Consider the following 13,743-nt stretch of genomic DNA (forward strand, 5'->3'; position numbering starts at 1 on the left):
GATAAATTCATAATTATGTTGTTTTCCGGTAATTTAAAATAGCCAGCGAATTTAAAAGAATGGCAAAACCAACGAGATAAAGCAACTCGGTGCCTACTTCTGCAAAGCCGCTGCCCTTGAGCACAATGAGCCGGACGACGCTGATGAAATGCGTAACCGGGGTAAAGTCGGAGATTTGTCGCGCCCAGCCCGGCATACTGTCGGTGCTCGTGAAAAAACCGCTCATCAGCATAAAGATCATCATAAAGAAAAAAGCGACGAACATAGCCTGCAATTGGGTATCGGCAAAGGTGGAGATCAATAAACCCAGTCCTAACAGCGCGATAAGATAGATGGCTGCAAACAGATAAAGTAATGGCAAGCTGCCTTTAGGAAAAATGCCGTAAACCACATACATGACGGTCAGGCCTACAGTGAAAACGATCATGCCGACTATCCAAAAAGGAATAAGTTTGCCTAAAATGAACTCCCATTTTTTGATAGGGGTTACGTTGATCTGCTCGATGGTGCCGATCTCCTTTTCCCGTACAATGTTCAGCGCGGTGATAAAGCCGCCGATCAGTGTAAGCAACAAAACCAGAATGCCGGGCACCATATAGTATTTGTACTCGGCGCGGGGATTATACCAATTGGCGCTTTTGACCGCAATGCTGGTTGTAGTTAAGGACACGCTGCCGTGCGGCGATTTGATATTGACGTCCAGGCTGCTGTTAAAGTCACCGATAACCGCCATCAGGTAACCGCCACCGATGGATGATTTGGTGCCGTTAATGGCATCGACCGAGACATTAACGTGCTGGATGCCTTCGCGTACGAGGTTGCGCTCAAAGCCGGGTGGTATCTCCAATACCAGGTCGGCATCCCCGTCCTCAATCATTTTAAGGCCATTGGTGTAAGAATCAGGCGAGCCTGCAATTCTAAAGTAACCGGAAGAACCGATTTTATTGATTAGTTTTTCTGAATAGGTACTATGGTCATGGTCAACATAAGCCACATTAATGTTCTTCACCTCAAAGTTGGCGGCCAGCGGCATGATGATCAGCTGGATGGTAGGCATAGCGAACATCATAGCCAGTATCGTTTTGTCGCGGAAGATCTGGCGGAACTCTTTTTGTAATATAAACCTTAATACTTTCATGACAATCTGATCTTAAAGTTTTTCAATGCCAGCGTTAACAGCGCCGTTGCCATCCCCACCAGGATCAGTGTTTCCTTCCAGACATAACTGAACCCAAGCCCTTTCAGCATTACCGCTTTGACAATATCATAATAATACCGGGATGGGATGAGGTGCGAAATAATCCGGAAGATTAAGGGCATATTTTCCAGCGGAAACATAAAGCCCGTGAGCAGCATAGTAGGCAGCATCATACCCATCATCGACATCAGCATAGCCGTTTGCTGGGAATTGGTGAGGTTGGAGATGAGTAACCCCAGCGACAGGCAGGTGATGATGAACAAAATGCTTTCGGCAAAAAGTAAGATCAGGCTCCCCTTGATCTGCACATCCAGCAGAAAGACCGATAACAGCAGGATGATCACAAAATTGATCAGCGATAATACCAAATAAGGCACCGCTTTGGCAACCAGTACCATAATGGGTTTAAAGGGCGATACCAGTAATATTTCCATCGTACCCAGTTCCTTTTCCTTTACTACGGACACGGAAGTAAGCGCAGTGCTGACAATCATGAAGATCAGCGCGATAACCCCGGGAATAAAGTTCAATGAACCGTTCTGCTCCTCGTTATACAGCTGCCGTACATCCGGAATAATCTGGTATGCATTGACGGCGTTTGGATTGAGCTGCTGCTGATAATTAGTAATAATATTAGTAAGATAGTTGGTAAGAATGGTAGCTGTATTCGGATCAGACGCATCGGCGATAACCTGTACATCGGCTTTGCCGGTATGATATAGGTCTGCACCAAAGTTGACCGGGAAGATCAGCGCACATTTCACCGTGCCTGCTTTGAACATATGCTCAATATCTGCATAACTTTTGGCCGGCTCTTTCATTTTGAAATAGCTGCTGGTATTGATCTTATTCACGATCTGCTGCGAATTGATGTCATGAGCGTTATCCATTACCGTAATGCCGATGTTCTTTACCTCGCTGCTCAGGGCAAAACCAAAGAGCACAATTTGTACAATGGGCAGCCCGAACAGGATGAGCAAGGTCCGGCGGTCGCGAAACACATGATAAAATTCCTTGCGGATAAAGGCTAATAACTGCTTCATTTAATCCCCCGATCTTTTGGCGCCGCGCGCCAGTTCATAAAAAACATCGTCCATGGAATGGGTGTTGAACCGTTCCTTTAATTTAGCAGGCGTATCCATTGCTTCTACGCGGCCATCCACCATCACAGTAATGCGGTTACAGTATTCGGCCTCATCCATATAATGCGTGGTTACAAATACGGTAATACCGCCGGCAGCTGCTTCGTAGATCATGTCCCAGAATTGCCGGCGCGTAAGCGGGTCAACCCCGCCGGTAGGCTCATCTAAAAACACGATCTTGGGACGGTGAAAGATCGCTACCGAAAAAGCCAGCTTCTGTTTCCAGCCCAAAGGCAGCTCGCTTACCAGTTTTTTGGCTTCCTTTTCCAGGTTAAGCGTAGCAACCAGTTCCTGGCTCCGCGTTTTGATCTCGGGGCGTGATACACCGTACACTCCGCCATAAAATTCTATATTTTCAAGGATGGTCAGGTTATCATACAAAGAGAACTTCTGGCTCATGTAGCCGATGTTCCGTTTGATTTGTTCCTGTTGTTTATATACATCAAAGCCGGCTACTGTAGCCTCGCCCGAAGTTGGGTAAGAAAGGCCGCACAAAATGCGCATAGCGGTAGTTTTGCCCGCGCCATTGGCACCGAGGAAACCGAAGATCTCACCCTGGTTCACGTCGAACGTGACCTTGTCTACTGCTTTAAAATCACCAAACTGTTTGGTGAGATCCTTACAGATGATCGCCTTATTTTCCATCAGGGGCCTCCTTTAAATTTTGTTCCCGCATCAGGCGGATAAAACTGTCCTCGATGGTAGGGGTTACGTTCTTCACTTCCAGCTCTTCATGATGATACTTAGCTACCATATCAATTACTTTTCGTCTATCATTGGTGTCGTCCTTCAAGGTCAGGTGCAGATACTCGCCAAAAGCATAACAGCTTTCCACGGATTCATCAGTACGCAGATCCTGCAATAATTGATAAATAGCCGCAGCTTTGACGGCAAATAAGGGTTTAGGGAAGCTTTGTACAATATTGCCCGGTTTGTCTACCGACATGATCTTGCCGCTTTGCATTAAAGCAATGCGGTCACATAGTTTGGCTTCATCCATGTAAGGCGTAGATACCAGGATACTGATGTTTTGCTGTTTTAACTTCGCCAGCATTTCCCAAAACTCTTTGCGGGATACCACATCCACGCCGGTGGTCGGTTCGTCAAGGAATAATACCGTTGGTTTATGGATCAGCGCGCAGCACAGGGCGAGCTTTTGTTTCATACCGCCCGATAATTTACCGGCCCGGCGATTGCTGAAGGGCTTGATCTGTTCATAAATATCTTTGATTAGGTCATAATTCTCCTGGATGGTGGTGCCGAATATCGTAGCGAAGAAATTCAAGTTCTCTTCAACCGTCAGATCCTGATATAAAGAAAAACGCCCCGGCATATAACCTACCTGGTTGCGGATGGCGCGGTAATCTTTCGCCACATCGCAGCTTTCCACGATGGCAGCGCCCTTATCGGCTAACAATAAAGTGGTCAGTATACGAAAGATCGAGGTCTTGCCGGCACCATCCGGGCCGATGAGGCCGAACAGTTCGCCTTTTTCTACCTCAAAGGATACGTTGTCCACAGCTTTTACGTCGCCGTAATTTTTACTGATATTTTTAAGAGAGACTGCGGGCATCATATTAAGGTTTTGACCAGATCACTTCACCGTACATGCCGATCTTTAAGTAACCATCATTCTTCACACGTACTTTAACCGCGTAAACCAAATTGGCGCGTTCATCTTTGGTTTGAATGGTTTTAGGCGAAAACTCCGATTTGTCGGAGATCCAGCTGATCTGCCCGTCGTAAGATTTATAATTTTTTTCGCCCTGATCGATGCGGGCCTTGACCTGCTGGCCGATCCTGATCTGCGGCAACTGCGTACCGGTAACGTAAGCCCGAAGTGTCAGCGTATCGGTATTGGCGATCTTGTATAAGGGTTTGCCGATGGTTTGCATTTCACCCTGCAAAGCATATTTCACTAAAACGATACCGGTTAAAGGGTTAATGACCTGCCCTTTATTAATTTGCTCCTGGTATTGTGCGGCCGTTTTTTCCATCGGGGCACGCTCACTCATAATGCTCCGGTTTTGCGTATTAGTGTTTGTGGTGTTCAGTTTGAGCTGCTGCCGGGTAACGGCAATCTGCTTGCGCAACTGATCCAGTGCGGCATTAGCATCGTCCAGTTGTTTTTTGGTAGCTGCATCGGCTTTGACAAGGTTGGCGGTGCGGTCGCGCTCCCGGATCTGCTGTGCCAGTTGTGATTCCTGTACAGCCAGCTGACGGCGTACCAGTTCGGCCTGGTCATTAGGGTTGCTGATCTTTTCTTTTAATGCCTTTATCGATGCTTCGGTTTGCTGTTTTTGAAGTGTAGCGGTAGTTACATCGATCTGACCCACCTGTTCACCCGCTTTTAACTGTGATCCCTCCTGTATGGTAAAGGAAAGTAATTGCCCGTTCTGCTGGGCGGAAACGATTACTTCGTCAACCTCAAAATTGCCCGAAGCATCAAAGTCATTTTTGTGGCTGCAGGCGCTTAGCAGCAGCGCTATCGTTAAAAAGTATAAGGTGCGTTTCATATCAATTGCCTGATTTATAGTTGAAATTATATTGTGCCTGTACTAATTGAATGCGGTGCAGGATGAGGTTTTGCCTGGCCAGGTTTTCTGCATTCACCTGCTGGACATATTCGTGGGTGGTGATCACGCCATTTTCCAGTTGTGCAGTGGCCGACTTAGTGACCGATTCCCGTAGCGCGATCGTTTTTTCATCCTGCTGTATCAGGTCGTTATATTTTTTCACCTGCTCATCCTGCTGCGCCAGGTCCATTTTGGTGTTCAATAAAAAAGTTGCTTTATCCGCATCGGCTGACTGGCGGTTGAGGTTCAGTATTTTCTTTGAGTTGCCTAAAGTATATAAGCTGCCCAGCGACCAGTTTAAACGGATGCCCGTGATATACCAGGCCCCGAACTGGTTCTCGACGATATTTAAGGTAGGCCTGCCGTAAGCACCCTGGAAAAAGGCGCTGAACTTGGGTAGGTAATCTGAACGAAGTTGTTTTTCCTGGGCATCATAAACTGACTTTTGCAGGTCATATGCTTTCAGCTCGGGACGATTGATATCGCCGGTATGGGAAATTGCGCCGGGTGTTTGAAGCTGTGCAGAGGAAGTTACTTCTTTACCAATGAGCAGCGACAGCATCCGCAGGTAGGCCGTACGGTTGGCAGTATATTCTGTAGTGGCCATATCGGTACTCATCACCTCGGCCTGCAACTCGTTCACATTGCTTTGAAAGGCTACGCCGTTGTTAAACGAGGCCTGCGTTTTTTGCGCCTGGGTTTGCAGGTTTCCTTTTTGCAGTTCGTTTTGCTTCAACTGCGCATCCACCAGCAAAATGGAAAAGAAGATATTGTTCACCCTGTCGTTTAAAGTATACAGGCTCACTTCCAGGTTTTGACGCTGCAAATCGGTATTGGCTTTGGTCACTTCATTTTGCTGATGAACTGCACCGCCGTCATAGAGCTGCTGATCAACCTCGCCCTGTATTTTGTACTGATCTTTGCTGATCTGTGGTAAGGCCCCCGCCAGCGCGGATGGAAAGGCGATGGTTTGCGATTGGTAAGAAGCCTGGCCCGAGAACGAAATCTGCGGCAAATAGCGCTTGTTCGCGTTCTCTAAAGTGAACTGCGAGGTTTGAGAAATCAGGTCCATTTTTTTGATGACCGGGTAATTCTCACGTGCCAGGCGATAGCATTCGGCCAGTGTCAGTTTTTCCTGAGCCTGTACGGCAGTAATGGTCAACACCAAGGCGAGGCACGATAGGTATCTACTATTCATATCGTTTTTATTTGATAAATCGTTTTAAACAGTTGTTTAATATAGGGGCAAAAAAATTTAACTGTTAATAATAGCATCGATCCAAACCGGGATCAGTTGTTTCCGCGCTTCCATCATTTCACGAAAGCCAGCAGGTTGTACGCCAATATTGTTAAACAATTTTTGCCCGAGGAACGGAAATATGAGCATGCCCATAAGGTTCATCATCACCTGTACCGGCTCAAATTTGATCTTTCCTTCGGCCTGCAAAGCAAAGATTTGTTTGGCAAAATGTGATTGCTGGAACAGTGCGCGTTTGCTGGAAATAGCCTCGATCTTATTGGAGCCGGAAAGCACCTCATTCACAACAAATCTTGGCAGGTCAGGATTTTCCAGTAATAAATCGATATAATGTTCAGCTATAAAACTGATCTTTTGCTGGAGGCTGGATTTTTCGTCGTTCAACACTGGCCCCACCTTTTCAAACAGCTTATTGATATTATCGACCATGATATGCTCGAACAGCTTTTCCTTGCTGCGGAAATAATAATTGACCAAAGACAGGTTGATATCTGCTTCGGCGGCAATATCACGTACTTTGGTCGCCTCATAACCCTTTTGGGTGAAGATCTTTTTGGCTGTCGCCAATATCTTTTCTTCTGTGGAAGCGTCCAATTGTTGTTTACTCATTGCGGAACAAACATAGCAATTAATATTAAATTGAACAAATGTTTTAAATAGCTGTTTAATTTGCATTGCCCTGTGTTTTATTTCATGAGAGATTATGCAACCGCGGGTACTATTTCAGATATTTTCGCTTAACCCTCATTAACCAAAGTTTATTGTTAAATAATTTATAGTTTTCTTTTAGCTTTTTCCGTCTTTTGGCTCCAAATCTATGGCTGCCAGCCCGTGAGGTTTTCTAAAAGCAATTGTGAAAACATACACTAATTCAACAGTATTTTGAGAGGGGGGAAGAATAGATACTTTTGGGGAAATCGAACACCCAAAAAAACATTTCCGGTGAAATTAAGGCCTTTTTTATGAATGATAGAATTAAAGAGAAGAGATTTTAAATTGTTTCGAACACTCTTAATAAGGCCAGTTTTTATTTTAACTATCTGATATAAGAGATATGTCTCAAATAAAAAAGAGATGTTCATGATTGAACATCTCTTTAAGCGGACAGTTAGGGAACAATAACCAGTTTAGTCTCCACTATAATTCAATACGCTGTATTTTTATTCAATTAGAGGTCACCTAATGGATCACCCTTAAATAATCAAATCGCCTGTGCTTATTTAACAAAGACTATTTTGAAATATAAGTAGTTACAAAGCCAAGGTAAAGGGATTGACAGATGCGCCGGGCAACTTTCAGTAATCCTAATAATAGACTCTAAATCCTTCATTGCAAGTTAGTACTTTTTTGTCCTGTGCCCGCAATGCTCCTCCATTCATTTGTTTTCACGATGTCGAGGAATTTTAACCTTTGGTATGGGTGAAATTTAATTTGGTCGAAATAATTTTTCTAATCAGGTATTGATTTATATCTTCCCTATAGGTGTCTTAAGATTATAAGCCAACGTTCTATCCAACTTTGAAAACCCTTTTATTGAATTTGTGAAAATCTTTGTTAATAAGCAAATAGCACACAAATCAATAAGATAACTAAGAAATTGTTACGTAGCAATGGGAGTAACCCGAAAATCCCATTTAATAGAGTAGGGACAATTTTACATCTAATAAAAAAATGAAAAAGATCAAACTTGATCCATTAGCATTGGACAAACAAACAATCGCTAAACTGGACGAAAGACAACTTCAGGAAATCTTAGGGGGAGCTGTTGCCGACTTTCAGGCAACCTCTGGCGACTGCAACCTCGGTAGTTCAAGTTGCGGAACAACCGGCAATTCTGGTAGCTGCAATACCGGAAGTAGCCAATGCTAAACTTCATCTAAAGTATCAGGTACAGGTTTTGGTACCTGATACTTTTCTTAAAAAGGATTGCTTTGGTGCAACACTCCCTTTTTGATAGTGTCTTAATAAGCAAATCAATCAAAAATTTATATGAAGTTGTGTCTTTATTATAGAGGAGGTATATTAAGTTTTCTCTTGTTTTTCGGCATTATTTATCACGTAGCGGCACAGGTTATTTCTGGCAGGGTAGTCGAAACCGGGGGCAAAGGAATTGAAAATGCAAACATATCAGTTTTAAATGCTAATGACTCGAGTGCAGTAAAATATGGAGTAAGTGACAAACAAGGTTATTTCGAACTCACCAATTTAACCAATGGGATATTTGTTATTAAGGTTAGTTGCATAGGCTACAACACCCGGCTGTTAAATAATATTAAGCTTACCGGTTCTTCTATTAAATTAACAGATATCGTTCTTGGGGCAGAATTAAAAGAATTAAAAGAAGTCAAAATCACTCAAAAAGCACCCATCCTGCAAAGAAAAGTTGATCGACTAATTTTTAACCTAAATAGCACCATAATGGCGAATGGGGCCTCACTATTTGAGGTTTTGCGCGTTGCGCCTCTTTTAACAGTTTCAGATAACAGTGTTTCGATGGTAGGCAAAGGAAGTATGGGGGTTATGATAAATGAGAAATTGATAAATCTGAGCGGAGTAGATCTGACCAATTACCTTAAAACGCTACGCTCAGAAAATGTGGAAAAAATTGAAATTATAACTACTCCTCCGGCAAAGTATGAAGCGCAGGGAAATGCTGGCCTGATTAACATTGTTTTAAAGAAAAACGAATCATTGGGATGGCGGGGTTCAATAAGTTCGTCGTTGATGCAGCAAACCTACAGCTCATATAATAACAGTTTGGCCTTATTTTTTCGGTCAAAAAAAATTAACAGCACTTTCACCTTTAGCCAATCAAATTATCATAATATTATTGTCGAGTCGAATGATATAACCGGGCAGCCTAACCCCATACTTAGCAAAGGGCGACGCGTAACAACTACCCCAAATTTACAGGCCGGTTTAAGTATAGATTATGAGTTAAACAAACACAATAATGTCGGGGTTATTTACAACATTTCACACAGTAAAGCGCACACCATTTTAAATAACAGTAGCAGCTTTAATACCGGCAGTACAGTCGACTCTGTTTTGAACACTAATGCCGAAATTTTAAGGCCTGTATTCACTCAAACTTTAAACGTATACCACGATTTAAACATTGATTCGACCGGGAAGAAATTAAATAGCTCGGTAAACTTTTTTACAAACAGGCCCGAAGTAAGAAATAATTTTGTTTCTGAATCTGAAACTACCGATGCAACTGTACGGAATAACAGCCTTTCAGAATATAAGATCTGGTCTGTCCAATCAGATTTAACATTGCCTTATAAAGGGGCAACCGTAGAGACCGGCGCAAAATACACCATTTTTGATAATAGTGCCGATGTGGAATACTTTAATTATGCCAACAAAAATTTTGTCTTAGATAACACACGTAGTAACAAATTCAACTATACAGAAAATAACCTTGCCGGATATTTCAGCATGGAATCGGAATTATCCAAAAAATGGACCACCAAGGCTGGATTACGGTATGAGTATACGATGATGGATGGCTATTCGCCTACTTTAAACCAACGTAATAAACGAAATTATGGGGCTTTATTTCCTACAGCCTATATCACTTACAAAGCCAATAAGGATAATGTTTTTTCGTTAAATTATGCGAGGAGGATTAACCGCCCCGGTCTTAATTTCTTAAACCCGTTCGCGTTTTATTCCAATCTTTATAGTTATTCCGTAGGGAATCCACTTTTGCTCCCTTCCTTCAGTAATAATTTAGAACTCAGCTACCTATACAAAGGCATGCTTTCCTTTACTGTATTTGCACAACATACCAGCGATCTGTTTTCATCAATTACAACCGTTAACGGTCCATCGGTTATTTCAACAATACAAAACTATTTATCTCAGGATAACTTAGGGACCTACGTTTCATTTAATCGCGCCTTTTTTAAATGGTGGGACAACAGCACGTCTGCCACTTTTTTCTTAGTATCCCCAAAATCCAAAATCCAGAACATCCCTACTGAGAATGGGGTTTCCGCCTCATTTAGTGTCAATAATAGTTTCAAGGCAACGTCTAAGCTTAGTTTTTACATTAATTACAGCCAGTCTCTGCCTTCTACTAATGGAAACGTTTACACTTACGCTCAGCGTAATTTGACAACCGGGGCCAGGCTAAAGTTAATTAACAACAATTTCATAATAAGCTCAAGCTATTTTCTTGGTACGGTAAACAAATATGATATCCGTTTTAATGATTTTGTCCAGACCATAAAAACGGATTACGATTATAGAACCTTCAACCTTGGGCTTACCTATTTATTCGGGAGATCTAAAGTTTCTGGAAATAACAAGAACATATCTTTTGATGAAAAGAGAAGAGCTCAAAGATAACATGATATTAAAAATATGGCAGGTGATAGTTTGTACACTTATGATTTCTATACGCTAAGAATCCCAACCTTCTCTGTCAATAAGTTGACAAAGATGAACGCTGTCTTAGAGAAACTTAATCGGGAAGATGACTTAAATGGCAATGCTATTAGAGAGTTGCAAAATATCCTTTCAGATGAGACATTTTTAGAAGGACTTTTTCTGGCCTCACCAGTACTTTTTAAGGAATTGAAAAAGTGGTTGAGCGGAAGCAAATATAACAGGGAGGAGCTTATTAAACTATTATTGGCTTCACATAAATATTATATCAGAATGTGTTCGAGGTGTACTCCTTTTGGAACATTCGCGGGCACAACAACCGGATTGATCACCAATGAACCCTCAGAAATACAGTTTCAAAATAATAAGTTCAGAAAAACAGCCGAATTTGATATGGGATTTCTAAGTGAAATCATCAAAGAAATTATTGAAAAGTCAGATGCTCAATTGAATATTAAGTTCAGGGCAAATGATACACTTTACAAAGTAGGCGATCAATTATTATTTACCGAATCCGTATCCATAAACGGCCGCTCGGAGAATATTTTAAGTTCAGTATCGGAATCTTCATACATCAATAAAGTTTTAGCTAGCGGTAAGGAGTTAACGGGATTCGATGAGCTTGTAGAAGCTGTACGATCCGAAAATGCTTCGATCAGTGTTACGCGTATTGAGCAGTTTATCCGTGACTTAATTTCTTCGCAGATATTAATAAGTGAATTTAATCCGCAGGTTACCGGAGATAACAATGTAAAAAGGCTGGTTGAAACTATAGGGGCTTCGGGGCAAAATCCTAAAACCTCAGCTTTACTGAAAGATGTTTACCATAAATTAAAGAGTGAAAACCTTAACCTCAACTCCCTAACAGAGTTAGACTATGAACTGAGAGCGTGTTTTACGCATCGGCAAGATGGCGACACGTTGCAGGAGACACTGTTTTTTAATACAGATAAAAATAGCATCAATGCAAATGTAGTCCGGGAGATTTCAAAGCATTCCGAGATATTATGGGAACTGCAAACCCCCGAAAGTTCTGCCGACCTAAAAAGCTTTAAACAACGATTTGACAAGAAATTTGAAGGGAAGGAGGTTCCTTTATTTATTGCGTTGGACACTGAGGCGGGCGTAGGTTATGGTTCAGCAATAAACGGCACAACCGAGCATATGCCTCTCCTAAAGAATATAGTAATACGGGCTGTCGACAGTGATGAATCGAAAAACCTAAGCGGCATTACCGCCATCGTTCAAAAGGTTGTTAAAACATTCTATAAAACCGGCAGCCCAATTATCGAAATTGATGAGCGTGATATCTTGGATCTTAAAAAAAATGAGGAGCAAAAAAGCAAATCGGTCCATCAAAATAGCAGTAAATTTATATTTGGAAGTATTATTGCTTCGTCAACCGCCGAACTGGACGATGGGAATTATAAATTCTTAGCTAAACAATTGTTCAACTATTCTGCAGGTCGGATGTTAGGGCGGTTTGCCTGCGGTGATCCCGTTTTGAACGATAAACTAAGTCAATTAACCCTTGATGAAGAAAACCTTAACAATAAATTTATTTTGGCCGAAGTTCTGCATAACCCGGGTGGGCATGCTACAAACGTAGTATCAAGACCAAGCCTGAGGAGATATGAAATTCCTATCAATTGTTCTCCTTCGGTAGATAAGGACCATGTGATCTTTTTAGAAGATTTGTTGGTTTCCATTCAAAAGGGGCGCGTAATTCTTCGTTCAAAGTCATTAAATAAAGAGGTTTTGCCTCAAATGACTAACGCGTTTAATGTTCAGAGGGGAGAGCCCCTGTTGAAATTTTTATCTGACATTCAAAGTCAACAAATCAAAAATTATTTTGTCTGGAATTGGGAGGAATACTATAAAGAAGAATACCTGCCCCGTGTTGAATTTAAAAAGATAATACTCACCAGGGCAAGATGGCGTATAAAGAAAAATGAAAAGCAGCTCTTTTCAACAATACAATCTTTTAAAGCAAATCTTAAAGTTATCCGCAATCGTTTAAATATCCCACGGTATGTAACGTTGGTTCAGAGTTTTGACAATGAATTATGTCTTGACCTGAATAATGATTTTTGCCTGCGGCAACTTCAACGACATTTAAAGAACGAGGATGCTATTTTACTTGAGTTTTTGCAAACAGAAGATAACTGTTTCATAAAAGATCAAGACGGGGCATATTGCAATGAAATTATCATCCCGTATGGGGCAAAACAGCCTGCTTACCCGGATTCATATTCTCATGAGAGCGAGAATCATAAAAATATTAAAAGCATATTTTTACCTGGCAGCGAATGGTTTTTTTTGAAAATATACGGCGGGAACAAATGTCTGGATTATTTCCTGAAAACCGAGCTTATACCATTTTGCGATGATTTACTTAAAAGCGGTTACATCGATAAATGGTTCTTTATCAGGTATGACGACCCAGATCGGCACATTCGTCTCCGGTTTCACACATCCGGTGGCACAGATCCTTTTTCCTCAATTTTACTGAAATTCAATAAAATAATTGACACTGAAGTTGCCGATAATAAAATCAGCAAAGTATTAATAGATAGCTATGTAAGGGAGGTGGAAAGATACACTGCAACCTTTATGGAAGATAGCGAAGACCTATTTTTTGCAGATAGCGAGGCGGTCGGAAACTTTTTAAGCAAACTGGATGGCGATGAGGGTGAAGAGAATCGATGGATAGGCGCCCTGTACAGCGTGGACCTGTTGCTTTCAGATTTTGATTGTAGCGTTGCAGAAAAGCAGGAAATCATACAGGGTCTGAGTAATACCTTTTTCCAGGAATTTGCTGCCTCCGAAACTAATGCAAAAGCGCTGAACTATTCATTAAATAACAAGTACCGCGAGAAATCTTCCCTAATCAAAAACCTGTTAACAGCTGATATGAACCCGGAGTTAATGGAACTTTTTGCAGATTTTGGAAAAAGGAGTAAAGATAACGAGCTGATAATAAACCGGATGAGGATGAACCCCGATTTCACCCACAAAGTGAAAGCTCATCTTCTTAAAAGTTATATCCATATGAATTTAAACAGGATTTTTCTTTCCAGGGCGAGGAATCATGAATTGGTTGTATATCATTTTTTAAAAAAATACTATACAATGGAAATTAAACTTCAAAATCAGTTGGTCTAATCTAAA

10 protein-coding genes are annotated in these 13,743 nt (G+C 41.7%); 3 read left to right on the forward strand and 7 right to left on the reverse strand.

Features of this window, described 5'->3' with window-relative positions; translation table 11 throughout:
- Positions 1 to 13 precede the first annotated feature (13 nt).
- The 7 genes from SNE26_RS07215 to SNE26_RS07245 are packed head-to-tail and all read right to left on the reverse strand — an operon-like array spanning position 14 to position 6,783.
- Complete coding sequence (locus SNE26_RS07215; protein ID WP_321558689.1) at positions 14 to 1,138, reverse strand: ABC transporter permease; 1,125 nt, start codon at positions 1,136 to 1,138, stop codon at positions 14 to 16.
- Positions 1,135 to 2,241: an ABC transporter permease gene (locus SNE26_RS07220; RefSeq protein ID WP_321558690.1), complete on the reverse strand. Its 1,107-nt coding sequence runs from the start codon at positions 2,239 to 2,241 to the stop codon at positions 1,135 to 1,137. The genes SNE26_RS07215 and SNE26_RS07220 overlap by 4 nt, the downstream gene beginning before the upstream one ends.
- Positions 2,242 to 2,985: an ABC transporter ATP-binding protein gene (locus tag SNE26_RS07225; protein WP_321558691.1), complete on the reverse strand. Its 744-nt coding sequence runs from the start codon at positions 2,983 to 2,985 to the stop codon at positions 2,242 to 2,244.
- Positions 2,975 to 3,916 carry an ABC transporter ATP-binding protein gene (locus tag SNE26_RS07230; RefSeq protein ID WP_321558692.1) on the reverse strand — a complete coding sequence of 314 codons (942 nt, stop codon included), beginning with the start codon at positions 3,914 to 3,916 and terminating at the stop codon, positions 2,975 to 2,977. Before SNE26_RS07230 ends, SNE26_RS07225 begins: the two co-directional genes overlap by 11 nt.
- Before the next feature lies 1 nt (position 3,917).
- Positions 3,918 to 4,856, reverse strand: a complete 939-nt coding sequence (locus SNE26_RS07235; protein ID WP_321558693.1) for an HlyD family efflux transporter periplasmic adaptor subunit — start codon at positions 4,854 to 4,856, stop codon at positions 3,918 to 3,920.
- 1 nt (position 4,857) lies between these two features.
- Positions 4,858 to 6,114, reverse strand: coding sequence for a TolC family protein (locus tag SNE26_RS07240; protein WP_321558694.1), 1,257 nt, complete (start codon positions 6,112 to 6,114; stop codon positions 4,858 to 4,860).
- Positions 6,115 to 6,171: 57 nt separating this feature from the next.
- Complete coding sequence (locus SNE26_RS07245; RefSeq protein WP_321558695.1) at positions 6,172 to 6,783, reverse strand: TetR family transcriptional regulator; 612 nt, start codon at positions 6,781 to 6,783, stop codon at positions 6,172 to 6,174.
- A 1,062-nt stretch (positions 6,784 to 7,845) separates the two neighbouring features.
- On the opposite strand from SNE26_RS07245, the gene SNE26_RS07250 reads away from it, so the two are divergent.
- The 3 genes from SNE26_RS07250 (at position 7,846) to SNE26_RS07260 (ending at position 13,737) form a co-directional block, all read left to right on the forward strand.
- Complete coding sequence (locus SNE26_RS07250) at positions 7,846 to 8,043, forward strand: class I lanthipeptide (protein WP_321558696.1); 198 nt, start codon at positions 7,846 to 7,848, stop codon at positions 8,041 to 8,043.
- A gap of 120 nt (positions 8,044 to 8,163) precedes the next feature.
- Positions 8,164 to 10,533, forward strand: a complete 2,370-nt coding sequence (locus SNE26_RS07255; RefSeq protein WP_321558697.1) for an outer membrane beta-barrel family protein — start codon at positions 8,164 to 8,166, stop codon at positions 10,531 to 10,533.
- A 30-nt stretch (positions 10,534 to 10,563) separates the two neighbouring features.
- Positions 10,564 to 13,737, forward strand: coding sequence for a lantibiotic dehydratase (locus SNE26_RS07260; protein WP_321558698.1), 3,174 nt, complete (start codon positions 10,564 to 10,566; stop codon positions 13,735 to 13,737).
- The last annotated feature ends 6 nt before the right edge of the window (positions 13,738 to 13,743 follow it).

Source organism: Mucilaginibacter sp. cycad4 (genome assembly GCF_034263275.1).
Lineage (GTDB): Bacteria > Bacteroidota > Bacteroidia > Sphingobacteriales > Sphingobacteriaceae > Mucilaginibacter.

What these genes read in the sequence shown, in the direction of transcription:
- SNE26_RS07215 (WP_321558689.1), bottom strand. Translation starts at nt 1,138, where the DNA reads ATGAAAGTATTAAGGTTTATATTACAAAAAGAGTTCCGCCAGATCTTC.
- SNE26_RS07220 (WP_321558690.1), bottom strand. Translation starts at nt 2,241, where the DNA reads ATGAAGCAGTTATTAGCCTTTATCCGCAAGGAATTTTATCATGTGTTT.
- SNE26_RS07225 (WP_321558691.1), bottom strand. Translation starts at nt 2,985, where the DNA reads ATGGAAAATAAGGCGATCATCTGTAAGGATCTCACCAAACAGTTTGGT.
- SNE26_RS07230 (WP_321558692.1), bottom strand. Translation starts at nt 3,916, where the DNA reads ATGATGCCCGCAGTCTCTCTTAAAAATATCAGTAAAAATTACGGCGAC.
- SNE26_RS07235 (WP_321558693.1), bottom strand. Translation starts at nt 4,856, where the DNA reads ATGAAACGCACCTTATACTTTTTAACGATAGCGCTGCTGCTAAGCGCC.
- SNE26_RS07240 (WP_321558694.1), bottom strand. Translation starts at nt 6,114, where the DNA reads ATGAATAGTAGATACCTATCGTGCCTCGCCTTGGTGTTGACCATTACT.
- SNE26_RS07245 (WP_321558695.1), bottom strand. Translation starts at nt 6,783, where the DNA reads ATGAGTAAACAACAATTGGACGCTTCCACAGAAGAAAAGATATTGGCG.
- SNE26_RS07250 (WP_321558696.1), top strand. Translation starts at nt 7,846, where the DNA reads ATGAAAAAGATCAAACTTGATCCATTAGCATTGGACAAACAAACAATC.
- SNE26_RS07255 (WP_321558697.1), top strand. Translation starts at nt 8,164, where the DNA reads ATGAAGTTGTGTCTTTATTATAGAGGAGGTATATTAAGTTTTCTCTTG.